This window comes from Lysobacter sp. A289 (genome assembly GCF_054072675.1).
On sequence record NZ_JBSVRN010000002.1, the window covers coordinates 155,563 to 178,465 of the forward strand.

Genomic DNA, 22,903 nt, shown 5'->3' on the forward strand with positions numbered 1-22,903 from the left:
ACAACAAGAGAGGTGCGGCATGCGTGACATCCTGATGACGGCGTACGTATTGGCGTGGCCGCTGATCGTGTTGGTGGCGATGGTGGTGATGGGCGTTGGCGTGGTTCGCGATGCGCGCGCGGCGCGACGCAAGGGCCAGGATCTGGTCTGAACCGACGGCCTGAGCCGCAGTTTGAGCCGGTCGACGCCGAGTATCCCGTGAGCGGGATGTTGCTTCCTCTGGATCGGGGTTTAACCGCAGCCCGCAGCCCGCTAACCTGCACCCCACCTGGCGCTACGATCACCGTCACTGGCGCCGCCACCGGAACACGCGTGCAACCAATCATCTCCGTCCGCAACCTCGACAAGACCTACGCCTCCGGCTTCCAGGCGCTGAAGGGCATCAACCTCGATATCCGCAAGGGCGAGATCTTCGCGCTGCTTGGGCCCAATGGCGCCGGCAAGACCACCTTGATCAGCATCATCTGCGGCATCGTCAACCCGACGAGCGGCACGGTGCTGGCCGACGGCCACGACGTGGTCGCCGACTACCGCGCGGCACGCGGCAAGATCGGCCTGGTGCCGCAGGAGCTGTCGACCGACGCGTTCGAGAGCGTGTGGTCGACGGTGCGTTTCAGTCGCGGCCTGTTCGGCAAGGCGCCCGATCCGGCGCACCTGGAGAAGGTGCTGCGCGAATTGTCGTTGTGGGACAAGAAGGACAGCAAGATCCTGGCGCTGTCGGGCGGCATGAAACGCCGGGTGCTGATCGCCAAGGCACTGGCGCATGAGCCACAGATCCTGTTCCTCGACGAGCCGACCGCCGGCGTCGATGTCGAGCTGCGCCACGACATGTGGCAGATGGTTCACCGCCTACGCGAGCAGGGCGTCACCATCATTCTGACCACCCACTACATCGAGGAGGCCGAGCAGATGGCGGACCGCATCGGGGTGATCCTCAAGGGCGAGTTGATCCTGGTCGAGGACAAGGACGCGCTGATGCGCAAGCTTGGCAAGAAACAGCTGACGTTGACCCTGCAGGAGCCGCTGCAACGCATCCCCGAGGGTCTGTCGGCGCTGCCGCTGGAACTGGCGGAGGATGGCGCGTCGCTGGTCTACACCTTCGATGTGCAATCCGAACGCACCGGCATCGCCAGCGTGCTGCGGCAACTGGCCGAGCAGGGCGTCGATTTCAAGGATCTGCATTCCAGCGAGAGCTCGCTGGAGGACATCTTCGTTCACTTGGTGCGGCAGTCGAACCAGCAGGTGCGCGCATGAATATCCACGGCATCCGCGCGATCTACCGCTTCGAGATGGCGCGTACCTTCCGCACCATCACCCAGTCGATCGCCTCACCGGTGCTGTCGACCTCGCTGTACTTCGTGGTGTTCGGTGCCGCGATCGGTTCGCGCATGGGCGACATCGACGGGGTCAGCTACGGCGCCTTCATCATTCCCGGCTTGCTGATGCTGTCGCTGCTCAACGAGAGTATCTCCAACGCCTCGTTCGGGATCTACATGCCCAAATGGGCCGGCACCATCTACGAGCTGCTGTCAGCGCCGGTGTCCTATGTCGAGGTGGTGCTGGGCTATGTCGGCGCGGCGGCGACCAAGTCGGTGCTGGTCGGCATCCTGATCCTGATCACTGCCCGGGTGTTCGTGCCCTACGAGATTGCCCATCCGTTCTGGATGGTGGGTTTCCTGCTGCTGACCTCGGTCACCTTCAGCCTGTTCGGCTTCATCATCGGGCTGTGGGCCGACGACTTCCAGAAGCTGCAGGTGATCCCGCTGATGGTGGTGATGCCGCTGACCTTCCTGGGCGGTGCGTTCTACTCGATCAAGATGCTGCCACCGGTGTGGCAGACGATCACCCTGTTCAATCCGGTGGTGTACCTGGTCAGCGGCTTTCGCTGGAGCTTCTACGGAGCGGGGGACGTTGATGTCGGGATCAGTGTCGCGGTGATCCTGGGGTTCCTGGCGGCGTGCCTGGTTGCGGTGTGGTGGATCTTCAAGACCGGCTGGAAGCTCAAGGCCTGACCGGCGGCTTCGGCAACACCCGCACCATTTGCGCCAACAGGTGCTCGATCGCGACCGCGGCATCGGTGCAGCGGCCCAGGTGCACCGGTGAGGTCTGGATCATCGAGCTGCGCCGCGCGGTGAGCCAGTGGAAGCGTGCGCGCGCCGGCAGCGCACCGATCGGACCGCTGCCCGGCCCGCCGCTGCAGATCGTGGTGAACGCTGACAGGTGGCGCCGCACCGAGGCCAGTTCGATCGACGGGGCCAGTGTGAGCAGGCGGGGCTCGTCCAGCTCGATGCGGGCTTGCAGGAACGCAGTCGCCGGGCACGACAGGACCACGCCGACATTGATGAATTCCTCGCGCTCCACCCGCGGCACTACCCGGATCACCGCGTAGTCGTAGGTGTGCAGGGGCCGCGGCTCCATTGCCGTATGTTCAGCGTCGTGCACGGATGGCCTCCTCGACGAAACGCTGGCGTTGCGCCAGCCGCTGGAGGAAGTGCTCGACGTAGGCGGCCCGGTGCGCATCCGGCTCGGCCAGCCGGCCGTCGCTGATCAGCCAACTGTCGGGGACGGCGGCCAGGATCGCCTCCAGCGCCTCGCGGGTGATGTGGGGCGCGAGCTCGTGATCGGCATGGGCGATCGAGTCGGCCAGCGGCAGCAGCACGTGCTCCTTGATCATCGGGAAGGCGCTGCCGGCATTGGCGTTGGAGCCGTCCCAGCCGTGGTGGAAGTACAGCGCCGCGCCGTGGTCGATCAGCCACAGCCGATCGTGCCAGGTCATCAGGTTGGTGTTGCGCCAGGTGCGGTCGACGTTGCTGGTGAAGGCATCGAACCAGACGATGCGCGAGGCTAGATCGGCCTCCGGCTGATCGGCGACCGGATCGAAGTTGATCGCGCCCGGCAGGTAGTCCAGCGCCAGGTTGAGGCCAGCGCTGGCGCGGATCAGGTGCTGGATCTCGGGATCGGGTTCGGTGCGCGCCAGCTCGGGGTCCAGGTCTACCAGCACGATCTCGGGTATCGGCAACGACAGCAGCTTCGCGATACCGCCGGCCACCAGCTCCGCCACCAATGCCTTGGGACCCTGGCCGGCGCCGCGGAACTTGAGCACATACATGCCCTCGTCGTCGGCTTCGATTACGGCCGGCAGCGAGCCGCCCTCGCGCAACGGGGTGACATAGCGGGTGGTGTTGACGGTTCGCAGCTGCATCGGATTGGTCGGTCCTGGAGGGCAGGATTGCCAGCGTAAAGTACCCGGGCTCCGGAAGCTGGCAGTGTGAACTTTATCCAGCCCGTAAACCGTCGTACGCTGCAGGTTCGCCGGCATCGTTTCAGGCAACCATCGTCGCCGCCATCCGTTGTCGGCTCATCAGCAAGGCGGTCGGGAATGAACCAACGAGGCGACGATGCTCCTGTCCACGCTTGAGGCGAACCCGGTACTCGCGGCGTTCGCGGGCGGCACGGTGGCCGCGGCCGCGACGGCGGTCGGCACGTTGCCGGCGTGGTTCGCGAGCCGGATCGAGCAGCGCACCCAGGATGCCTTGTTGGGCTTCGGCGCCGGGGTGATGCTGGCCGCCAGTGCATTCTCGCTGGTGTTGCCGGGGATCGAGGCCGCGCGTGAAGCCGGCGCGGGCCGTTGGAGCGCCGGATGGATGGTGGGCGCGGCGATCCTGCTGGGCGCCGGACTGATCATGGCGTTGGAGCGGCTGATCCCCCATGAGCACTTCATCAAGGGTCCGGAAGGGCCGGCATCAACGCGGCTCAAGCGTACCTGGCTGTTCGTGTTCGCGATCTGCCTGCACAACCTGCCCGAAGGCCTGGCCATCGGAGCCGCTTATGCGTCTGACTTCCAGCATGGACTGGCGCTGACGACCGGCATCGCGCTGCAGGATATTCCGGAGGGGCTGGTGGTGGCGATCGCGCTGATTGCGGCGGGTTACGACCGCAAGCGTGCGGTGTGGGTCGGCATGGCGTCAGGCTTGATCGAACCGGTTGGCGCGGTGCTGGGAGCCAGCCTGCTGATGAGCATGCCGTTGCTGTTGCCGGTGGGGTTGGGTTTCGCCGCTGGCGCGATGCTGTTCGTGGTCAGCCACGAGATCATCCCCGAATCACACCGGCAGGGTCACGAGAACTTCGCCACCACCGGCTTGATGGTGGGCTTCGTGTTGATGATGGTGCTGGACACCGCGATGGCCTGACGGGGAGCGGTGGGGCCTGACGCTTGATCGGGCGCCGCCCCGGGCCTGTCATTCCGCTGGCGGGGTTTCGGCGTCCAGGAAATACGGCTCGACCGTCCCGTTGAACTTCATCGTCATCGCATTGCCGCGGCGGCCCAGCGATTTGCCGACCGGCAAGCGTACCCAGCCTTCGCTCACGCAGTACTCCTCGACGTTGGTTTTTTCCTCGCCGTTGAAGCGGATGCCGATGCCGCGTTCGAACGGCTCTGCGTCGTAGTAGGGGCTGCGCGGGTTGGCGGCAAGGCGGTCGGGTGGGGTCTGCGGGTCAGTCATGAGGATGGCTCTGGATGGGCGGGTTGACGGCCAGCATGGCGGCCAAGCGTGGTACTGGAGTGATCGCTGGAATGCCATTGTGAACGAAACGCGGCCGGGCCGAACAGGGGTATTGCAATCCGTCGCCAGTGCCGTTACGGTGCGCTTGCTGTTTGTCAGGGTCACCGTGAATCGTGGCCCGATGCTGTAGATCCTTGATCCGCTACATCGTTGCACCTCGCTTACTCCTTGCAATCAGCACAACCGCCGCGAAAGCGGTATTTCAAAAACTGTTCCAAGGAGCAAGAAAATGTCGAACCGTGAAACCGGTACCGTCAAGTGGTTCAACGATGCCAAGGGCTTTGGCTTCATTTCCCGTGAGAATGGCGAGGACGTGTTTGTTCACTTCCGCGCGATCCAGGGTCAGGGCTTCAAGTCCTTGCAGGAAGGCCAGCAGGTCACCTTCACCGTCACCCAGGGCCAGAAGGGCCTGCAGGCTGACGCGGTAGAAGCGGTCTAAGCGTCGATCAACTGTAGTCGCCTCGGCGATCACACGAGATATCAGGAAAACCCGGCCTCGGCCGGGTTTTCTTTTTTGGGAGCGCCCCGGCCTCGGCCGGGTTTTCTTTTGGGAGCGCCCCGACCCGTGCGGAAACCTCGCAGGTCGCACTGATCAGCTTGGCAACACCGGGCATGGGTCGATCCGGTTGATGGACTGGATCCGATCCACCCAGACGTCACGCCAGCCGGCGCGCTCGGGCTGGTACATCCCGGGCTGGACCAGACGGACCATGGCGTTGGTGCCTTCGGTGCCATCGTGATCGAAGAACGCCTGGGCGCTGGGTTGCACCACCACGATACCCAGGACCTCGCTGCCGTCTTCCATCTGCAATGCGACATGTGCGCCGCCGGTCAGCTGCGCGATGAGTTGTTGAAGGCGGGTGATCTCGGCAGGTGCGGTATGGATCCGATGGGCGATGCGGGACATGTTGATAGCTCGAGTGGGGTTCCAGTCCAACCCTAGCTTCGACAGCGCAACGTCGTAGTGAAACGGGCCGCACGAAGCGATTGCCTATGCCTGGCGGGCTCGACACGCGCATCACGCCGGACTTTCAATACTCCATGGCCCACCGTCCGTCGCCACGCAGGAGCCCGTCATGGCCCGCCCCATCTGGTCTGGAACGTTGTCGTTCGGCTTGCTCAACATCCCGGTGTCGCTGATGTCGGGCGAACGCAAGACCGACATCTCGTTCCGCATGCTCGACGCGCGGGACAACACCCCGATCCGCTACGAGCGGGTCAACGCGGACAGCGGCGAGGAGGTTGCCTGGAAGGACATCGTCAAGGCGTTCGAGTACGACAAGGGCAACTACGTTGTGCTGGACCCGGGCGACATCAAGTCGGCGGCACCGGAAAGCCATGACGCCATCGAAGTGGAGGCGTTCGTCGATGTCGCCTCGGTCGGCCCGCAGTACTTCGAGAAACCGTATGTGCTGGTCCCGGCGAAGAAGGCCGAGAAGGGCTACGTGCTGCTGCGCGAAGCGCTGGCCAGCACCGGCAGGATCGGTATTGCGCGGGTCGTGATCCGTACCCGCGAGAGCCTGTGCGCGGTGATGCCGCAGGGCGATGCATTGCTGTTGCTGATGATGCGCTACCCGCAGGAACTGGTCGACATCGACGAGTACCGCATTCCCGAGGGCAAGGCCGGGGATTACCGGATCACGCCCAAGGAGCTGAAGTTCTCCGAGCAGTTGATCGAGACCATGTCGGGCGACTGGGAGCCCGAAAGCTACCAGGACGAATTCCGCCATCGCCTGCACGAGGTCATCGCCAAGCGGATGAAGGACAAGGGCGTGGTCCACCACGGCGACGAGGAACCGGAGGTCGAGGAGCACGCCACCACCAACGTGGTCGACTTCATGGAGTTGCTGCAGCAAAGCATCGACAGGAACAAACGCACCCCGGCGAAGAAGTCGGTGGCGAAGAAGGCCACCGCCAAGACCGCCAAGAAGGCCGCCGCGAAGAAACCGGCGAAGAAGCCGGTGAAGAAGGCCGCGAAGAAGGCGACGAAGAAAACGGTGAAGAAGCGCAGCAAGGCCGCTTAGGCCGCCGTCGGCATGAGCCTGCGCGACTACGCCCGCAAGCGTCGCCTCGACGCCACGCCCGAGCCGGCCGAGGACGCCCGGCGCCAGCGCCAGCGCCGGCGCGGCAAGCGGCCGATCTTCGTCGTCCAGCTGCACCACGCCAGCGTCCGCCACTATGACTTCCGGCTGGAGATGGATGGCGCGTTGAAGAGTTGGGCGGTGCCGAAGGGGCCGTCGCTGCGGGTCGGCGAGAAGCGGCTGGCGGTCGAGGTCGAGGACCACCCGCTGGAGTACGCCTCGTTCGAGGGCGACATCCCCGAGGGCCACTACGGCGCCGGTCACGTCGACGTGTTCGACCACGGCGTCTGGAGTTGCGATGGCAACCCGCTGGAGGCGCTGGCGGTCGGCAAGATCGACTTCGTCCTGCATGGTGGCAAGCTCGGCGGCGGCTGGAAGCTGGTGCGCACCGCCAAGTCGGCAAGCAAGCCGCAGTGGCTGTTGATCAAGCGCGACGACGAGCACGCCGCCGACCTGGAATCCGATGACCTGGTCGAGGGCGAGATCCCGCGGGGCTGGAAGGGACGGCGACCTTCGGCTCCGGCGAAGCCCGCGAAGAAAACGCCCGCGAAGAAGTCCCCCCGCCGACGGAAGGTCGACTGGAGCGCGCGCGCCACCGCGCTGGCCGGCGCCAGGCCGCTGCACGGCGACACCAGGGTCGCCCCGCAACTGGCGACCCTGCGTGAGTCGCCTCCGACCGGCGATGACTGGCTGCACGAGCTGAAATGGGACGGCTATCGCCTGTTGGCCCGGATCAACGCCGGCAAGGCCCGCCTGCGCTCGCGCAACGGCCTGGACTGGACCGCCGACTATCCCGACATCGTCGCCGCGCTGGAGTCGCTCGGCGCGACCGATGCCAGCCTCGATGGCGAGTTGATCGCGCTCGACGCGAAGGGGCACAACAGTTTCAGCGCGCTGCAACACACGATCCAGGGCACCGCCAACGCGACCTTGCGCTACGTGCTGTTCGACCTGCCGACGCTGGCCGGGATCGACCTTTCCGGCACCCGCCTGGAGGATCGCAAGGCATTGCTGGAACAACTGCTGGCCGGCATCGGAACGAACGGAGTGCTCGCCTACAGCCGGCACATCGTCGGCCATGGCGCCGAGGTGTTCGTCGCCAGCAAGGCCCAGCAGATGGAAGGCATCATCAGCAAGGCGATCGATGCGCACTACACGCCGGGGCGCTCGCGCAGCTGGCTCAAGGTCAAGCACGCGCAGACCGACGAGTTCGTCATCGTCGGCTTCACTGCGCCCAAGCGGTCGCGGGTCGGCTTCGGTTCGTTGCTGATGGCGACCCGCGAGTCGGGACGACTGAAGTACGTCGGCCGGGTTGGCACCGGCTTCACCGAGGCGCAGTTGCGCGGGATGACTGCACGCCTGCGCAAGCTTGCACGCAAGGAGCCGACCGTGACCTTGCCCGGCCACATCCCGTTTTCGCCGCGCGAGGTGACCTGGGTCGCACCGCGACTGGTGGCCGAACTGGCATTCCGCGGATGGGGCAAGGAGGGTCTGCTGCGCCAGGCCAGCTTCCTGCGCCTGCGCGAGGACAAAGAGGTGAAGGACATGGAAAAGGGCGTGGAAACCATGGGCACTGGCAGGCTGAGCAGCCCGGATAAGGTGGTCTACCCGGCGGAGAAGATCACCAAGCAACAGGTCGCCGACTACTACCGCGCAGTCGCCGCCCGGCTGTTGCCCGAGGTCGCGCGACGTCCGCTTTCACTGTTGCGTTGCCCCGAAGGCTTGAAACGCCAGTGCTTCTTCCAGAAGCACCACGCCAACGCCCTGGGTGACGCGGTGCACGCGGTGGCGATCAAGGAGAAGGGCGGCGGGCACGACGACTACGTCTACATCGAGGACGCCGACGGCCTGCTCGACCTGGTGCAGATGAACACGCTGGAGCTGCACCCGTGGGGAGCGCGGATCGACGATATCGAACGCCCCGACCGGCTGGTGTTCGACCTCGATCCCGGCGAAGGCGTGGCGTGGGCCGCCGTCCGCGCCGGTGCGCGCGACGTGCGTGACCGGCTGGCGGAGATCGGCATGACCAGCTTCCTGCGACTGACGGGCGGCAAGGGCCTGCACGTGGTGGTGCCGATCGCGCCGGGGCCGGACTGGGCCGAGGTCAAGGGTTTCTGCGGTGCGTTCGCCGATGCGATGGCGACCCGGGCGCCAGGCAAGTACGTCGCCACCGCGTCCAAGGCCAAGCGGCGCGGGGTGATCTTCATCGACTGGCTGCGCAACGGTCGTGGCGCGACCAGCGTCGCCAGCTGGTCGTTGCGCGCACGCCCCGGCGCGGGGGTGGCGATGCCGTTGCGCTGGGAGGAACTCGGCCGCACCCGATCGGGCGCCGACTACACCATGGCGCGCGCCCTGCGGCGTGCGGCGAGCCTGCGCACGGACCCCTGGGACGGCTGGGACAAGGCGGCGAGGCAGAAGCTGGTCGAGCTGGCCTGACGTCGTTCAGCGCCGTTCAGTCGCGTACATGCGTCGGTCGATAAAATGTGAAGGATGAGTTCACGCTCGACCAACCCGGCATCGCCACGCGCGCTGGCCCGGCGCCTGGCATGGCTGCCCGCGGTGCTGCTGGTGGCGTTGTTGCCCGGCTGCACCAGCGCGCCGCCGGTCGCCGCGGTCGCGCCCGCCGTGGTGCCACCGCCTGCGGCGTCCGTGCCCCAGCAACCCACCCTCGCTGAACGCCTCGCGCGCGCCGCGCCGGAAGCCGATCCGCAGGTGCTGGCGCTCGCGGTGCAGGCGCAGCAGTGCGCGGTCGGCAGTGGCACGGTGGACCCCGTCCAGCGGCTGGCGGTGATCGACTATTCGCGGCCATCGACCGAGCCGCGCCTGTGGGTGTTCGCGCTGGCCGATGCGCGCCTGCTGTACGTCGAGCACGTCGCCCACGGCAAGCACAGCGGGGCCAACCTCGCGACCGAGTTCTCCAACATCGAGGGCAGCCTGCAATCCAGCCTGGGCTTGTTCAGTACCGCGGAGACCTACATCGGTGGCCACGGCTACTCGCTGCGGATGGATGGCCTGGAACCGGGCGTCAACGACCACGCGCGTGAGCGTTTGATCGTCATCCACGGCGCCGATTACGTCGACCCGGTGCAGGCGCTGCGGCAGGGTCGGCTGGGTCGCAGCTTCGGTTGCCCCGCGCTGCGCAGCGGCGTTGTCCGCGAGGTGATCGACAGCCTCAAGGGCGGCCAGTTGCTGTTCGCCTACTACCCCGACATGGAGTGGCTCAAAGGCTCGCGCTTCCTCGGCTGTGCGGGTGAGGGTGAGCCGGACGGGGCGATCGCTTCAGTTGCGAGCAAGGCTGGCGATCGGCTTTCACGCAACCGCGAACAAGGCTCCAGCAGGATCGAGGGCACTCGATAACGGAAGATTGCCGTGATTTCAGACCCGCATCCGTCCACCTCCATCCATGTCCACCGGCGCCGATGGTTGGTGCTGACCTGTGCGCTGGCCCTGTCTCCGCTGGTCGCAAGCGCGCAGGACACGCAGGACAACAAGGCGCCGGCAATGGCATCGACAACGTCGGCCACCGAAACCGATCGGCTGGATGCCGCCAGTGTCAACGACGCCACCCTCCAGGCACCCGTGGGATCCGACGTCGACGCCGCCAGCGCGGCAGTGTTGCGTGCGCAGATCCTGCTCGACCGCGCGCACTTCTCGCCGGGCGAGATCGATGGCGGCTTCGGTTCCAACACCCGCCGCGCGATCGAAGGCTTCCAGCGCAGCCGCGAGCTCGATCCGACCGGCACGATCGATACCGAGACCTGGGCCGCGCTCAATGCCGACACCGTCGACGCCGTCGTGCGTTACACCCTGGCCGCGGCCGACGTCGCCGGGCCGTTCGTGGCCATCCCGACCGACATGGAAGCCAAGGCCAAACTCGACCACCTCGGCTACGGCTCCGCGCTTGAGGCGCTGGGCGAACGGTTCCACGCCAGCCCGGCATTGCTGCAGCGGCTTAATCCGGGCGCTGCGGTTGAAGCGGGCGTCACCTGGCTGGTGCCGAATGTCACCACGACCGCGTTGCCGGAAGGCGGCAAGGTCGTGGTCGACCAGTCCGACTCGGTAGTGATGCTGGTCGACGACGCCGGCAAGACGCTTGCGCAGTGGCCGGCCACGATGGGCAGCTCGCACGACCCGCTGCCGATCGGCGAGTGGACGATCAAGGGCGTCGCCAAGGATCCTCCGTTCCACTACAACCCCGACCTGTTCTGGGATGCCGACCCGAGCCACCAGAAGGCCGAGATCGCCGCCGGCCCAAACAACCCGGTCGGCGTGGTCTGGATAGACCTGTCGAAGGAGCACTACGGCATCCACGGCACCCCGGTGCCATCGACGATCGGCAAGACCCAGTCGCACGGCTGCATCCGGATGACCAACTGGAGCGCTCGCTCGCTGGCCGAGGCGGTGGCCCCGGGGACGCAGGCGGTGTTGCGCGAATGACCGCGACGATGCGGTCGAGCACCGGACCGAGGGGTGGCCGATGAAAGCGCTGCTGGTGTTCCTCGCCGGGCTGCTGATTGGGGCCAACGCCGTGTATTTCGTGATGACCTGGGACGACGCCGATACGGACGCAGCGGTGATGTTCGAGCGCGAACGCAGCCAGCATGCCGAGCCCGCACCCGCACCCGCGTCCGCGTCATCGACGACGACCATGCAACCGCGCACGGCCGACCCCACGCAGCAACCCGACCCCGCCCGGCAATCGGTCGTACCGCCATCGGTACGAATTGACACGCCGCTGTTGTCGCCGCCGCTCTCCACCGCACCTCCATCGGCATCGGCATCGGTACCGACGGAGGCCACCACCGGCGCCGACCTGATCGTGCCGGTGCGTGGCATCAACCCGACCCAACTCGACAACACTTTCGATGACGCCCGCGGCCAGGGCCGGGTACACGAGGCGATCGACATCATGGCGCCGCGCGGTACCCCGGTGCTGGCGGCGGCCGACGGCAAGGTCGAAAAACTGTTCACCAGCGTCCCGGGCGGGCTGACGATCTACCAGTTCGAACCCAGTGGCCGCTATGCCTACTACTACGCCCACCTGGATCGCTACGCGGCCGGGCTTGAGGAAGACAAGGTGCTGAAGCAGGGCGAGGTGATCGGCTACGTTGGCAGCACCGGCAACGCCAGCGAGGACGCCCCGCACCTGCACTTCGCGATCTTTGTGCTCGGCCCCGAGAAACGCTGGTGGGAAGGCACCGCGATCAACCCCTATCCCATCCTCGCCGGCAAGCAGTCCCTCCAACCGTCTATGTAGGAGCGGCTTCAGCCGCGATCGGATGATCGGTCGCCCGCGCCAACTCCACGATCGCGGTTGAAGCCGCTCCTACGCTGCGCAGCAAGTCCCCTTGGGGGACAAGAGCAACGGATCACTGCCGCTCGAACCGTTCGATCTCGTCGATTCGTGCCTGTGCCCGCAGCAGGCTGCCGCCGGTGACGCTGTCGTCCATCGCCTTGGTCAGTCGCGGTCGGCTGGGGTGGCGCGACCAGCGATGGAACCACCACGTTGCCAGCAAGCCGGCGAAGCCGAACGCGAGGCTGATGTAGACCCACGACTGCAACCACGCCAGTCCCTCGGCATTGCGATCCAGTCCGGCGAGCACCATCAGGAACGGCACCCACAGCACCCACCACGCCAGTCCGACCGCCGCCCCGCTGGCGACGTAGAACCGTCGCAGCTTCGCCAACTGCTTCTGGATGCGGACTACCGGCGCGGCGTAGTCGATCTTTCCGATGAGGCCGAGGGTGACGCCGCCGGCAATCATCGTCGCGATGCCGTAGGCGTGTACCACGATGCCGGCCACCAGCAACGGTGGCTGGTCGGTCTGAAGGTTCCAGCAGGTCGCCCCGAGCAGCACGCAGGCCAGGCCAAACAGCATCTGTGCGACCTGACCCCACCAGAGCGGTCGCAGGTGCTTGCGGGCCCGATCCAGGCCACGTTCCCGCAACAGTTGAAGGCCAAGAGCGTTGTGCTGCTGCAGGCGCTGGTCGAGGGTCTGCCAGGCCAGCTTGAAGTCGTCGAGTTCCATGGAGGATTCCTCGTAGTGGGCATAGCGGCCGTGGCCGTCACGCCGGGTTGTCGGATTCACGCAAGATCGTTGCGGATGCGCTGCTTGAGGCGACCGATCTTGGTCGCGACATTGCTCTCGCTGATGCCGAGGATCTCGGCGATCTCGCGCTGGCTGCGTTCGTCCAGGTACAGCAGCATCAGCGCGCGATTGAGTGGATCGAGCCGGTCGATCACTGCGTACAACGCGCGGATGCCGGCATCGGCTTCGTGCGTGTCGCGCGCCGTGGGGTCGGGCAGGGCGGCGATCGCGTCGTCATCGAGCGATGAATGGTGACGCTGACGCAGGCGGGTGCTGCGCACCTGCGAGATCGCGACGTTCAGCGCAATCCGGTACAGCCAGGTCGAGAACCGGCTGCGCGCCGGGTCGAACGCGGAGAACGCGCGCCAAGTCTGGACGCTGATGTCCTGCACCAGGTCGCGGCGGTCTTCCGGGTCGCGGCAATAGCCGTGGGCGACCTTCAGCACGATCCCGCGGTGCTGGTCGAGCAGCGCGGCAAATCGTTCTTGTGTGGATGCGATTTCGGTGGCTATGACGGGCGGATCCGTTGCGGTGTCCATGCAAGGTGATTCGCGTCGACGCGATAAATATCACACCGTGGATGCCCACGAGCCGGATCGCCGACGATAACTACGTGCGGGGTTCTTCCAGCCGACTGAACGGTCTCCTACAAGGGGACGGTCACATCGCGACGCTAGTCGAGCAACGGCGCGAGCTTGGTCCACACGTGGTCGCGCAGCTTCGGCTGTGCGGCGGCCACCGGGTGCAGGTTGTCGGCCTGGTAGGCGTCGCGATCAAGTGCAATTGGCTCCAGCAGGAACGGCAGCAGGGCGACATCGAAGCGCTCGGCCAGGGTGCGGTAGTTCTGCTCGAATGCCTTGGTATAGGTGGCGCCCAGGTTTGGCGGCATCTGCATGCCGATCAGCAGCACTTTCGCGCCGGCGCCGTGGGCGGCACCGATCATGCGGGCGAGGTTTGCCGCGGTGAGGTTGGTCGGCAGCCCGCGCAGGCCATCATTGGCACCCAGCGCGATAATGACGATCTCGGGGCGATGGCGTACCAGCGCACCGACGATACGTGCCGCGCCACCAGCGCTGGTTTCGCCACTGATGCTGGCGTTGACGACCCGCCAGCCGGGCTTGCGCTCGGCGATGCGTTCGGCGGTCAGGGCGACCCAGCCCTGGGCGGTGGACAGGCCATGAGCGGCCGACAGTGAGTCGCCCATTACCAGCACCGTACGGGCGTCTCCAGGTTCATTGGCGGCGGCCGGAGCGGCCGGGCTGGCATGGGCGGGGGCGACATTTGCGAGGAAAAGCACGGCCAGCAGCACCGAGGTCAAACCGATGGCACATTGAATCGAACCCCACCATGCCGCATATCTGTGCGTCGGGTGGCACGTCACGTTGCTCGCCAAACCATTCATCCATCCGTCTCCTGTCGCTGCCGCCATGCGCGCGGCAAGGGCGCCGCCACAGGATCCATCATGGCCGATCACCGCGTTTCCCAGCTTGCCACCGTATCAATACCAGCCACTTCCGTACCCGCCGCGCTCGACGTTATCGGGCTCGGCAAGCGGGTGCAATTGCCCTCCGGGCCGCTGACCATCCTGGATGGCATCGGCTTTACCATCGGCCAAGGCGACACGGTCGCCATTGTCGGCGCGTCGGGCTCCGGCAAGAGCACTCTACTGTCGTTGATGGCGGGCCTCGACATCCCCAGCAGCGGCAGCGTCACCCTCGACGGCGAGTCGCTGTCGACGCTGGATGAGGATGGACGGGCAAGGGTGCGGGGCGAGAAGGTCGGTTTCGTGTTCCAGAACTTCCAGCTGCTGCCCTCCCTGACGGCATTGGAGAACGTGATGCTGCCGCTGGAGTTGCGCGGCGATGCCGAGGTCGAAGTGCCGGCGCAGACCATCTTGCGCAAGGTCGGCCTGGGTGAGCGGCTGGGCCACTACCCCCGACAACTGTCGGGCGGCGAGCAGCAGCGCGTTGCGCTGGCGCGCGCGTTCGTGACCGAGCCCTCGTTGCTGTTTGCCGACGAACCGACCGGCAACCTCGACAGCCACACCGGGCAGTCGATCATCGACCTGCTGTTCGCGCTCAACGCCGAGGCCGGCACCACCCTGGTGCTGGTCACCCACGACGACCACCTGGCTGCACGTTGCAGCCGCCGGCTGCGGCTGGACGGCGGCGAGTTGGTCGCCGACGAGCGCGTCGTCGCGTGAGCCGGGTTCGCAACGGCGCCTCAATCAATGTCCGCCCTGGCCTGGGGCCGGTCAAGCTGCTGGCGATGGCCTGGCGACAGATGCGCCGTGACCTCAGGTCGGGGAATGTGCGCATCCTGCTGGCCGCGCTGGTGCTGGCGGTACTGGCGGTGACCGCGGTCGGTTTCATCACCGATCGCGCGGACCGGGCCATGGCGATCGAAGCCAACCGCATGCTCGGTGGTGACGCCGTGGTGCGTGGGGATGCGCCGATCGGTGCGGCAATCGAACAGGCGGCGGCCGGACTGCAGCGCACCTACACGGTCGAGCTCAACACCATGATCGGTGTCGGCGACGGCAATGATGCGCGGCTGCGGCTGGGTGACTTGCGTGCGCTCGGCGACGGTTTTCCGTTGCGCGGGACGTTCCGCATCGTCGCTGCCGATGGCATCGAGCGGGATGCGGCGGCGGTGCCCGCGCGTGGCACGGTCTGGCTGAGTCGCGCCGGCGCCAACATCCTCGACGCAGGTATTGGCGACCGGGTCAGCCTCGGCGAACTGCAACTGACCCTGTCGGCACTGGTAGTCGCCGAGCCCGACGCGGCACTGGATTATTTCAACGTTGCGCCCAAGGTGTTCCTCAACCTTGGTGACCTGGCAGCGACTGGGTTGGTGCAGGAAGGCAGCCGGATCGGCTACCGCCTGGTGGTGGCCGGCGAGGCGGGCGAGGTCGAGCGCTTCGTGCGCGAAGCCAAGCCGGCGCTGGCCCGCGGCCAGCGACTCGAAACTGCCGGCGATGCGCGACCGGAGATCCGCTCGGCGCTGGATCGCGCCGGCCGTTTCTTCGGCCTGGCGGCGCTGGTATCGGTGGTGTTGGCTGCCGTTGCGGTGGCGATGGCCGCACGTCAACACAGTGAACGGCACTTGTCGGGCACCGCGGTGATGCGCTGCCTCGGTGCCAGCCAGAGCGTCTTGGCCGGCGTCCACATCGGCGAACTGGTGCTGCTCGGGCTGCTCGCCAGTACCATCGGCGTTGCCGTGGCATTCGCACTTCAATGGGGGGTCGGCTTGTGGCTGGCGCCGGTGCTCGGCATGACCATTCCGCCCGCCAGCTGGCTGCCGGCGTTGCAGGGTTACGGGGTCGGTCTGGTGGTGCTGCTCGCGTTCGGCGCGCCGCCGGTGCTCGCCTTGCGCCGGGTGCCGGCGCTGCGGGTGTTGCGTCGCGACCTCGACCCGACCGAGCCCAGCGCCTGGCTGGTGGCATTGGCCGGGTTGATCGGCCTGGGCGCGCTGCTGTGGTGGAAAGCCGGTTCGGCCGTACTCGGCACCGCGATGCTGGTCGGCATCGTGGTCACCTTCGCGGTGCTGGCGATGTTGGCCTGGGGGCTGATCGTGCTGCTGCGGCGGCTGCGTTCGCGCTTGCGCGGGAGCTTTCGCTATGGCCTGGCCAACGTCAGTCGTCGCCCCGCCACCAGCATCGCCCAGATCGCTTCGCTCGGGCTCGGGTTGATGGCGCTGTTGCTGCTGACCTTCGTGCGCACCGACTTGCTCGACCGCTGGCAACTGCAACTGGCCGCCGAGGCGCCCAACCGCTTCATCATCAACGTGCAGGACAACCAGGTCGATCCGGTGCGTGCATTCATCACCGACCAGGGCCTTGCCGCACCGACGCTGTACCCGATGGTTCGCGGGCGACTGCTTACGCACAACGGCGAACCGGTCTCCGGGGAGGATTACCTTGCCGACAAGTCGAGCGACGATGCAGGCCTCGACACCAGCGAAGCCGCTGACGGTGACCGCGGGCGCTCACGCCGCCGCGCTGATCGCGAGTTCAACCTGTCTACCGCCGCCACGTTGCGCGATGACAACCGCGTCGTCGCCGGCAGCTTCTGGGACGCCACGCCTACTGCCGCGCCGGAGTTGTCGGTGGAGCAGGGTTATGCCGAATCACTGGGTTGGCAGATCGGCGACCAGGTGGCCTTTGACATTGCCGGCCAGCGTCTGGGCGCCACCATCACCAGCTTTCGCGAGGTCGACTGGGAGAGTTTCCGGCCCAATTTCTTCGTGATCGCCTCGCCCGGCGCGCTGGACGGGTTTCCCGCCAGCCACATCACCGCGGTCAGCGTATCGCCGGCGCACCCGCGCTTTACCGCGGAGCTGGTTGCCCGGTTCCCCAACCTGAGCGTGATCGATATCGATGCGGTATTGGCCCAGGTGAGGGACATCGCCGATCAGGTCTCGACCGTGGTCGAGGTGGTGTTCTGGTTCTCGGTGCTGGCGGGCCTGCTGGTATTGATGGCCGCGGTCAGTGCCAGCCAGGACGAGCGCTTGCTCGAAGGCGGGGTGATGCGGGTGCTGGGCGGCAGCCGGCGTCAGTTGCGGCTGGCGCAGGCGTCCGAGTTCGCCGCGATCGGCTTGTTGGCAGGCGTGGTGGCTGCGGTGGCCGCCTCGGTACTGGCCGGCGTGATCGCCGTGCAGGTGTTTGACCTGCCGTGGCAGGCCAACTGGGGCATGGCGGCCGTGGGCGCCCTGTTGGGCATGCTGACGGCGCTGGCGGCCGGCATGTTTGCCACCCGCAAGGTGCTGGACGCACCGCCTTCGGTGACCTTGCGCGAGCTGCAAGGGTGATATTGGTGTCGGCCTGTCCCGATCCCGGCCTCGCTGGCCGGGCTCGGTGGAAGTGACTTTCCGGGGTGGTCGCCGAGGCTACTGCGGCGATATCTGCTCGGTGGCGGAAAAGCGCCTTGCGTAGTCGCGCTCGTCGATGATGCGCTTCACTTCATCGGCGGCCATCTCGGGCGCGGCATAGACCGCATAAGCCACGGCGCCATCGCGCTTTCCGATCTGATGCAGGCGGTAGCGTGGCCGGCCGGCACCGGTGTTTTCCGGGTAATGGATCGGCGGCTCGCCGTCGATGTCCAACTCGCTGTTATCGATGGTGCCGCCAACGAAAAGTGCGCGCATGCGTGCTGCTCCGGTTTGGATCCAGGCTCCAGAGTGGCTGAACGGGTGTTGCGTGGCAATGAACTATCCGTTGCCGTGGGGAAAAATGGGGGTGTGGCGACACCATTGCCTGGCTGGGAGGATCGTGAATGCTTGGGCCGCGCTAGACTGCGCGCCTTCCCCAAGTAGTGAATAAGCGACGTGGCTGCCGACGATCCCGCACTGGAAACCCTGTTGTTGCCGTTCGTGCAAGGTCTGTTGTCGTGGCCGGACAGCGGTGGCGTCTTATTCCTGCGCGCCCGTGATGGCCAGCCCTTGCATCAGCGGCCGTTGCCCGGCCTGGTCTGCGAACAGAGCTTCAAGCCCGACGCCGACGCACTGCAGCACGCGGGTCTGGCACTGGTCGAGCCCGACGATGACACGCGTTACCCATTGGTGCTGGTACTGCCACCCCGCCAGCGAGACGAGGCACGTGCGCTGTACGCGCGCGCGGTCCAGCATGTCGCCCCCGGTGGGCGGGTGGTCGCCTGCGCCAGCAACAACGAGGGTGCGCGCTCCGCCCAGGACGACCTGGGCAAGCTGGCCGGCGCGCTGGGCAACCTGATCAAGAACAAGTGCCGGGTGTTCTGGACCGCGCCGTTGCACGTGGACGATAGCGCCGCGTCGCTCGACACCACGCTGTTGGCGCAATGGCAGGGCCTGGATGCACCACGCCGGATCGCCGGCGACCGCTTCACCAGTCGGCCGGGTGTGTTCGCGTGGGATCGCATCGACCCGGCCTCGGCCTTGCTCGCTGAGCAGTTGCCGGCCAACCTGACCGGTGTTGCCGCCGATCTGGGCGCGGGGTTCGGCTACCTGTCGGCCGAGTTGCTTGTACGTTGCCCGGGGATCACCGCAATCGACCTGTATGAGGCCGAGGGGCGCGCGCTGGACTTGGCCCGCACCAACCTCACCGCAGTAGAAACGACAGCGGCCCTTGGCTTCCATTGGCACGACGTCACCGCCGGCCTGCCGAAGCAGTACGACGTGATCGTGAGCAATCCACCGTTCCACACCCAGGGCCGGGCCGACCGGCCGGACATCGGTCGTCGTTTCATCGCCGTCGCGGCCGAGGCGCTCAAACCCGGAGGCCGGCTGTGGTTGGTTGCCAACCGTCACCTGCCATACGAATCAGTGCTGACCGACAGCTTCGGCAGCGTGCGCACGGTGGCCCAGAACGACGGCTTCAAGATCATCGAGGCGGTCAAGGCACTGCCAGTCAAGCCCGAATCGAAGCCGAAGCCATTCAATCGCGGCGAGTTGCGCAGGCAGTCCCTGTGAAGCTGGTCAAGCTGATCGCGAACCTGGGCTACGGCAGCCGCAAGCAGGTTTCGTTGATGTTCCGCGAGGGACGCATTACCGATGCGGCCGGCGAGGTGCTGTACGCCGACGACAAGGTCGAGCGGGACACGATCCGGGTTGATGATGAGCCGCTCGATCCGCCTGCCGGTCTGGCGCTGATGCTGCACAAGCCGGTCGGCTACACCTGCTCGACCAAGGATCGCGGCCGGGTCATCTACGACCTGCTGCCGCCGCGCTTCCGCCTGCGGGCGCCATCGTTGTCGTCGGTAGGCCGGTTGGACCGTGACACCAGTGGCTTGCTGCTGATGACCGATGACGGCCAGTTGCTGCATCGGATCGTCTCGCCCAAGGCCAGGCTCGGCAAGGTCTACGATGCGACCTTGGCCGAGGACCTGCGTGGCGATGAGGCCACGGTGTTCGCCAGCGGCGAGTTGCTGCTGGAATCGGAAACCACCGCGCTCGCGCCCGCGCTTCTGGAAGTGACCGGCCCGCGAGCCGCACACCTGACGTTGACCGAAGGCCGTTACCACCAGGTACGGCGAATGTTCGCTGCGGTCGGCAACCACGTTGAGGCCTTGCACCGCAGCCGCGTCGGCGGCCTGGAGTTGGCCGGGCTGCCTGCGGGGGAGTGGCGGGTGCTGGGAGCGGACGATCTGGACCGGTTGTTTGGAGCTGCTGGTTGATATCAATGCGGTACGGATAGGCGTCAGCACCGCGCCGGGAAAGATCTCAAGCAACTCGTCTTTTGCTCGTCATTCCCGCGAAGGCGGGAATCCAGAGCCATTTGCTTTTAACGACTTGATTGGCAACAACAGCCAAGAGCGGCTTCGATTGCTTTCGCGGTGCGGGAGGCGGGGCGCGGGGGCAATTGCTACACCCCTCGGTCAGGGCGTCCTGCCCTGACTCGGGGCCGCAGGCCCGCTTCGCGGTCCGGCCCGGCGCAGCGCGCCGGGCGTTCACGTGGCCCGCGCGGCAATGCCGCGCAAACGGGCCCCGCTCACCCATGGCCTGCTTTCCGCAATACCCCCACGTCCCGCCTCCCTTCTGATCGGGCGATGGCTTGGGTGAACGAGCAAGTGCTGGCTGGCGGGCTCTGTCAGCATTTGGGTGGGCACACCAGCGGCGCCCACTTTTTCAGAGAGCTCTGATCGATTCGCTTTTTATCGCCACTACCACGCAGACAGGTCCCACAGGTCGAGCGAAGCGAGCAACCCGGGAACGTTGCAATCAACCCACTTAAAGTCCTTGGATCCCCGCCTTCGCGGGGATGACGACAAACCCCCGCGTCAATCACTGGCCGATGCGGCGTCTTGGATGGGTGTTGCGTAGAGCGGACATGGATGTCCGCGGCGGCGAGTCGGCCATGGATGGCCGACCGAGCCGAGGAGCAATACCCATCCAGGGCGGCGCTCTCTCCGAAGCGAGCTTTTTAGCCCGCACATGACGAGATCCTAAGCCTCCAGCAGCCGCCGGTAGCCGTCGGTGCCCAGCTTTTCCAGCGTCGCGATATTGCGTTCGACAATCGCGTCCGGATCCGGGAATGCGTCCACCGCGCGCTCCACGCTGGCTTCGCGCAACAGGTGCAACATCGGGTAAGGGGAACGGTTGGTGCAGTTCGCGGGATCGTCGAAGTCGCTGCCGGCGAACTGGTAATCGGGATGGAAGCTGGCGACCTGGATCTCGCCTTCCAGACCGAGTGCGTCGATGGCGACGTCGACCTGGTCGAGGAAGTCGTTGTAGTCGTAGAAGTCGGTCAGCACCTGCGGGTGGATCAGCAGGGTCGTATCGACCACATCAGGATCGGTATCGTTGAGCCAGGTCAGCTCCGCCGCCAACTCCTCCAGCAACGCATCGGGCGTGTCCGCCTCACTGAGCACGTAACGGATCTGGTCCTTGACCTGCACCGCCTTGGCGAACGGACACAGGTTCAGACCGATCACCGCGCGTTGCAGCCAGTTGCGGGTCGCGGTGATCGGGTCTTCGTGAGTCATCGCAGGGATGTCGGCGGGCATGGTTGGCGGCGGGCAGCGTCAATTGTGGGCGGGGTCAGCCAAGGGCGACGCCGCCGGTCACGTCAGTCGCGGAAGTTGTCGAACTGCAGCGGGCGTTCGAACTCGGTCCCCTTCAGCAGCGCCATCGCCGCCTGCAGGTCGTCGCGCTTCTTGCCGTTGACGCGCAGCTTCTCGCCGTTGATCTGGCTGTCGACCTTGAGCTTGGCGTCCTTCAGCGTGGTCTGGATCTTCTTCGCCAACTCGCGCTCGATGCCCTGCTTGACGGTGATTTTCTGCCGCGCGGCGGCCAGGTTGGTCTCCACATCCCCAAACTCGAGGCAGCGCGCATCGATGCCGCGGGCGATCAGGCGTGCACGCAGGATGTCGGCCATCTGCTGGAGCTGGAACTCGCTGGGCGCGGTGAGGCTGACCACCTCGTCATCAAGGCTGAAACTGGCATCCACGCCCTTGAAGTCGAAGCGCGTGGTGAGCTCGCGGCTGGCCTGGTCGACGGCGTTGGTGAGTTCGTGGCTGTCGACTTCGGAAATGATGTCGAAGGAGGGCATGGCGGGCTCCGTGGATGGATGATGAGGAAGGGTAGCGCAGGGTTGGAAAACTTGCCGGGCGACGGCCCCGGGCCGGTTATGCTGGCGGCCCGCCGCCGATGAACGTCCCCCATGACCGCCTTGCCGCCCCGCCTGCCGGCGCCGTTGATGATGCTGGTGGCCGTCGCCGCGTTCGCGCTGATGGATGCGGGGTTGAAGCAGCTGGCCGGGATCTATCCGGCAATGCAGGTGGCCTCGTTGCGCGGTGCATCCTCGCTGCCGTTCATCCTGGTCTGGGTATTGGCGACTACCGGGTTGGCGCCGCTGCTGCGGGTGCGCTGGTCGCTGCACCTGCTGCGCGGCGCAATCGGGATCACGATGATGGCGTCGTTCGCGTTCGCCTTGCGCAGCCTGCCGCTGACCACCGCGTACTCGATCTTCTTCGTCGCGCCGCTGCTGATCACGGCCTTGTCGGTGCCGATACTGGGCGAGCACGTCGGCCCACGCCGCTGGACCGCGATCGCGATCGGTCTGGTGGGTATGCTGGTGCTGCTGCGCCCCAGCGGCGAGGGCATGCTCAGCTGGGCGGCATTGGCGGTGCTGTTGGCGGCCACCGGCTATGCGGTCAGCGCGATCACCGTGCGGGTGCTGGCGCGGACCGATTCAAGCGCTTCGATGATCGTCTGGCTGTTGGTGATGCTGGCGCTGGGCGCCGGCGCATTGGCATGGCCGGACTGGGTGCCGCTGCGGCTGGAGGATGGCTGGGTGATCCTGGGGGTCGGAATGGCCGGCGCGATTGGTCAGTACGCGATCACCGAGGCCTTCCGAACCGGCTCAGCGTCGTTGCTGGCGCCGCTGGAATACACCGCGCTGGTCTGGGGCGTGCTGCTCGACGTGAGCATCTGGGGCGTGCTGCCTGACGCGGTGACCTGGTTGGGCGCGGGCATCATCGTCGCCAGCGGTCTGTACATGCTGCGCCGCGAGCGCGTGCACGCTGAAGCCGAGCATCCGTAGGGCGCATTAACAATGCGCCACGAGACTGCATGGGGACCGCGGAGGTGGTTGTTACGCCAGTCAGGTCACGGCTCGTCGGGCTTCGGTTGCGCCGCGGAGGGTGCCGCCTTGGTACCCGTCAGCGGTAAGAGATCGGTCGGGTTGCTGGCCGAGACC

25 protein-coding genes are annotated in these 22,903 nt (G+C 66.4%); 15 read left to right on the forward strand and 10 right to left on the reverse strand.

Features of this window, described 5'->3' with window-relative positions:
- Nucleotides 1-19 precede the first annotated feature (19 nt).
- The 3 genes from ACW5DN_RS12790 (at nt 20) to ACW5DN_RS12800 (ending at nt 2,012) form a co-directional block, all read left to right on the forward strand.
- Nucleotides 20-151 (forward strand): putative transporter small subunit, encoded by a 132-nt coding sequence (locus ACW5DN_RS12790; RefSeq protein ID WP_456963197.1) that lies wholly within the window; start codon nt 20-22, stop codon nt 149-151.
- 161 nt (nt 152-312) lie between these two features.
- Nucleotides 313-1,254 (forward strand): ABC transporter ATP-binding protein, encoded by a 942-nt coding sequence (locus ACW5DN_RS12795; RefSeq protein ID WP_456963198.1) that lies wholly within the window; start codon nt 313-315, stop codon nt 1,252-1,254.
- On the forward strand, nt 1,251-2,012 hold the full coding sequence (locus ACW5DN_RS12800) for an ABC transporter permease (RefSeq protein WP_456963199.1): 762 nt from the start codon (nt 1,251-1,253) through the stop codon (nt 2,010-2,012). The genes ACW5DN_RS12795 and ACW5DN_RS12800 overlap by 4 nt, the downstream gene beginning before the upstream one ends.
- Here ACW5DN_RS12800 and ACW5DN_RS12805 read toward each other — a convergent pair.
- Nucleotides 2,002-2,418 (reverse strand): DUF3037 domain-containing protein, encoded by a 417-nt coding sequence (locus ACW5DN_RS12805; protein ID WP_456963412.1) that lies wholly within the window; start codon nt 2,416-2,418, stop codon nt 2,002-2,004. The genes ACW5DN_RS12800 and ACW5DN_RS12805 overlap by 11 nt on opposite strands.
- Before the next feature lie 10 nt (nt 2,419-2,428).
- Nucleotides 2,429-3,196 (reverse strand): HipA family kinase, encoded by a 768-nt coding sequence (locus ACW5DN_RS12810; protein ID WP_456963413.1) that lies wholly within the window; start codon nt 3,194-3,196, stop codon nt 2,429-2,431.
- Nucleotides 3,197-3,398: 202 nt separating this feature from the next.
- On the opposite strand from ACW5DN_RS12810, the gene ACW5DN_RS12815 reads away from it, so the two are divergent.
- A complete protein-coding gene (locus tag ACW5DN_RS12815) occupies nt 3,399-4,190 on the forward strand; it encodes a ZIP family metal transporter (protein WP_456963200.1) in 792 nt (263 codons plus the stop codon).
- Nucleotides 4,191-4,238: 48 nt separating this feature from the next.
- On the opposite strand, the gene ACW5DN_RS12820 is transcribed toward ACW5DN_RS12815, so the two are convergent.
- On the reverse strand, nt 4,239-4,502 hold the full coding sequence (locus ACW5DN_RS12820; RefSeq protein WP_456963201.1) for a DUF3297 family protein: 264 nt from the start codon (nt 4,500-4,502) through the stop codon (nt 4,239-4,241).
- 289 nt (nt 4,503-4,791) lie between these two features.
- Between ACW5DN_RS12820 and ACW5DN_RS12825 the strand changes: the two genes are divergently transcribed.
- On the forward strand, nt 4,792-5,001 hold the full coding sequence (locus ACW5DN_RS12825; RefSeq protein ID WP_456963202.1) for a cold-shock protein: 210 nt from the start codon (nt 4,792-4,794) through the stop codon (nt 4,999-5,001).
- A gap of 153 nt (nt 5,002-5,154) precedes the next feature.
- On the opposite strand, the gene ACW5DN_RS12830 is transcribed toward ACW5DN_RS12825, so the two are convergent.
- Nucleotides 5,155-5,469, reverse strand: coding sequence for a DUF3247 family protein (locus ACW5DN_RS12830; RefSeq protein WP_456963203.1), 315 nt, complete (start codon nt 5,467-5,469; stop codon nt 5,155-5,157).
- Between the two features lie 169 nt (nt 5,470-5,638).
- On the opposite strand from ACW5DN_RS12830, the gene ku reads away from it, so the two are divergent.
- From ku to ACW5DN_RS12855, 5 genes are all read left to right on the forward strand, one after another.
- Nucleotides 5,639-6,586, forward strand: coding sequence for a non-homologous end joining protein Ku (gene ku / locus ACW5DN_RS12835; protein WP_456963204.1), 948 nt, complete (start codon nt 5,639-5,641; stop codon nt 6,584-6,586).
- A gap of 12 nt (nt 6,587-6,598) precedes the next feature.
- A complete protein-coding gene (gene ligD, locus ACW5DN_RS12840) occupies nt 6,599-9,079 on the forward strand; it encodes a DNA ligase D (protein ID WP_456963205.1) in 2,481 nt (826 codons plus the stop codon).
- Between the two features lie 93 nt (nt 9,080-9,172).
- On the forward strand, nt 9,173-10,000 hold the full coding sequence (locus ACW5DN_RS12845; protein ID WP_456963414.1) for a murein L,D-transpeptidase catalytic domain family protein: 828 nt from the start codon (nt 9,173-9,175) through the stop codon (nt 9,998-10,000).
- Between the two features lie 144 nt (nt 10,001-10,144).
- Nucleotides 10,145-11,080 carry a L,D-transpeptidase family protein gene (locus ACW5DN_RS12850; protein ID WP_456963415.1) on the forward strand — a complete coding sequence of 312 codons (936 nt, stop codon included), beginning with the start codon at nt 10,145-10,147 and terminating at the stop codon, nt 11,078-11,080.
- Between the two features lie 40 nt (nt 11,081-11,120).
- Nucleotides 11,121-11,900 (forward strand): M23 family metallopeptidase, encoded by a 780-nt coding sequence (locus tag ACW5DN_RS12855; protein ID WP_456963206.1) that lies wholly within the window; start codon nt 11,121-11,123, stop codon nt 11,898-11,900.
- 112 nt (nt 11,901-12,012) lie between these two features.
- Here ACW5DN_RS12855 and ACW5DN_RS12860 read toward each other — a convergent pair whose 3' ends face one another.
- From ACW5DN_RS12860 to ACW5DN_RS12870, 3 genes are all read right to left on the reverse strand, one after another.
- Complete coding sequence (locus ACW5DN_RS12860; RefSeq protein WP_456963207.1) at nt 12,013-12,732, reverse strand: serine/threonine protein kinase; 720 nt, start codon at nt 12,730-12,732, stop codon at nt 12,013-12,015.
- Entirely contained in the window at nt 12,729-13,271 is a 543-nt protein-coding gene (locus ACW5DN_RS12865; protein WP_456963208.1) for an RNA polymerase sigma factor, read from the reverse strand. Before ACW5DN_RS12865 ends, ACW5DN_RS12860 begins: the two co-directional genes overlap by 4 nt.
- Before the next feature lie 134 nt (nt 13,272-13,405).
- Nucleotides 13,406-14,029, reverse strand: a complete 624-nt coding sequence (locus tag ACW5DN_RS12870) for an arylesterase (RefSeq protein ID WP_456963209.1) — start codon at nt 14,027-14,029, stop codon at nt 13,406-13,408.
- Between the two features lie 165 nt (nt 14,030-14,194).
- On the opposite strand from ACW5DN_RS12870, the gene ACW5DN_RS12875 reads away from it, so the two are divergent.
- A complete protein-coding gene (locus tag ACW5DN_RS12875) occupies nt 14,195-14,935 on the forward strand; it encodes an ABC transporter ATP-binding protein (protein WP_456963210.1) in 741 nt (246 codons plus the stop codon).
- Nucleotides 14,932-17,541, forward strand: coding sequence for an ABC transporter permease (locus ACW5DN_RS12880; RefSeq protein WP_456963211.1), 2,610 nt, complete (start codon nt 14,932-14,934; stop codon nt 17,539-17,541). The genes ACW5DN_RS12875 and ACW5DN_RS12880 overlap by 4 nt, the downstream gene beginning before the upstream one ends.
- Before the next feature lie 78 nt (nt 17,542-17,619).
- Here the strand turns inward: ACW5DN_RS12880 and ACW5DN_RS12885 are convergent, their stop codons facing one another.
- Entirely contained in the window at nt 17,620-17,877 is a 258-nt protein-coding gene (locus ACW5DN_RS12885) for a hypothetical protein (protein ID WP_456963212.1), read from the reverse strand.
- 180 nt (nt 17,878-18,057) lie between these two features.
- On the opposite strand from ACW5DN_RS12885, the gene ACW5DN_RS12890 reads away from it, so the two are divergent.
- Nucleotides 18,058-19,176 carry a class I SAM-dependent methyltransferase gene (locus ACW5DN_RS12890; RefSeq protein ID WP_456963213.1) on the forward strand — a complete coding sequence of 373 codons (1,119 nt, stop codon included), beginning with the start codon at nt 18,058-18,060 and terminating at the stop codon, nt 19,174-19,176.
- Nucleotides 19,173-19,880 (forward strand): pseudouridine synthase, encoded by a 708-nt coding sequence (locus ACW5DN_RS12895; protein ID WP_456963214.1) that lies wholly within the window; start codon nt 19,173-19,175, stop codon nt 19,878-19,880. The genes ACW5DN_RS12890 and ACW5DN_RS12895 overlap by 4 nt, the downstream gene beginning before the upstream one ends.
- A 768-nt stretch (nt 19,881-20,648) precedes the next feature.
- Here ACW5DN_RS12895 and ACW5DN_RS12900 read toward each other — a convergent pair.
- Together ACW5DN_RS12900 and ACW5DN_RS12905 are read right to left on the reverse strand one after the other, a co-directional pair.
- Entirely contained in the window at nt 20,649-21,188 is a 540-nt protein-coding gene (locus ACW5DN_RS12900) for a DUF1415 domain-containing protein (RefSeq protein WP_456963215.1), read from the reverse strand.
- Nucleotides 21,189-21,271: 83 nt separating this feature from the next.
- Nucleotides 21,272-21,754: a YajQ family cyclic di-GMP-binding protein gene (locus tag ACW5DN_RS12905; RefSeq protein WP_456963216.1), complete on the reverse strand. Its 483-nt coding sequence runs from the start codon at nt 21,752-21,754 to the stop codon at nt 21,272-21,274.
- Nucleotides 21,755-21,865: 111 nt separating this feature from the next.
- Between ACW5DN_RS12905 and ACW5DN_RS12910 the strand changes: the two genes are divergently transcribed.
- Nucleotides 21,866-22,747 carry a DMT family transporter gene (locus ACW5DN_RS12910; RefSeq protein ID WP_456963217.1) on the forward strand — a complete coding sequence of 294 codons (882 nt, stop codon included), beginning with the start codon at nt 21,866-21,868 and terminating at the stop codon, nt 22,745-22,747.
- The last annotated feature ends 156 nt before the right edge of the window (nt 22,748-22,903 follow it).

Excerpts from the sequence above, each read along its gene's own strand:
- ACW5DN_RS12800 (WP_456963199.1), top strand. The coding sequence starts at position 1,251 with ATGAATATCCACGGCATCCGCGCGATCTACCGCTTCGAGATGGCGCGT.
- ACW5DN_RS12900 (WP_456963215.1), bottom strand. The coding sequence starts at position 21,188 with ATGACTCACGAAGACCCGATCACCGCGACCCGCAACTGGCTGCAACGC.
- ACW5DN_RS12825 (WP_456963202.1), top strand. The coding sequence starts at position 4,792 with ATGTCGAACCGTGAAACCGGTACCGTCAAGTGGTTCAACGATGCCAAG.
- ACW5DN_RS12815 (WP_456963200.1), top strand. The coding sequence starts at position 3,399 with ATGCTCCTGTCCACGCTTGAGGCGAACCCGGTACTCGCGGCGTTCGCG.
- ACW5DN_RS12875 (WP_456963210.1), top strand. The coding sequence starts at position 14,195 with ATGGCCGATCACCGCGTTTCCCAGCTTGCCACCGTATCAATACCAGCC.
- ACW5DN_RS12885 (WP_456963212.1), bottom strand. The coding sequence starts at position 17,877 with ATGCGCGCACTTTTCGTTGGCGGCACCATCGATAACAGCGAGTTGGAC.
- ku (WP_456963204.1), top strand. The coding sequence starts at position 5,639 with ATGGCCCGCCCCATCTGGTCTGGAACGTTGTCGTTCGGCTTGCTCAAC.
- ACW5DN_RS12830 (WP_456963203.1), bottom strand. The coding sequence starts at position 5,469 with ATGTCCCGCATCGCCCATCGGATCCATACCGCACCTGCCGAGATCACC.
- ACW5DN_RS12805 (WP_456963412.1), bottom strand. The coding sequence starts at position 2,418 with ATGGAGCCGCGGCCCCTGCACACCTACGACTACGCGGTGATCCGGGTA.
- ACW5DN_RS12905 (WP_456963216.1), bottom strand. The coding sequence starts at position 21,754 with ATGCCCTCCTTCGACATCATTTCCGAAGTCGACAGCCACGAACTCACC.
- ACW5DN_RS12855 (WP_456963206.1), top strand. The coding sequence starts at position 11,121 with ATGAAAGCGCTGCTGGTGTTCCTCGCCGGGCTGCTGATTGGGGCCAAC.
- ACW5DN_RS12820 (WP_456963201.1), bottom strand. The coding sequence starts at position 4,502 with ATGACTGACCCGCAGACCCCACCCGACCGCCTTGCCGCCAACCCGCGC.
- ACW5DN_RS12865 (WP_456963208.1), bottom strand. The coding sequence starts at position 13,271 with ATGGACACCGCAACGGATCCGCCCGTCATAGCCACCGAAATCGCATCC.
- ligD (WP_456963205.1), top strand. The coding sequence starts at position 6,599 with ATGAGCCTGCGCGACTACGCCCGCAAGCGTCGCCTCGACGCCACGCCC.
- ACW5DN_RS12850 (WP_456963415.1), top strand. The coding sequence starts at position 10,145 with ATGGCATCGACAACGTCGGCCACCGAAACCGATCGGCTGGATGCCGCC.
- ACW5DN_RS12790 (WP_456963197.1), top strand. The coding sequence starts at position 20 with ATGCGTGACATCCTGATGACGGCGTACGTATTGGCGTGGCCGCTGATC.
- ACW5DN_RS12910 (WP_456963217.1), top strand. The coding sequence starts at position 21,866 with ATGACCGCCTTGCCGCCCCGCCTGCCGGCGCCGTTGATGATGCTGGTG.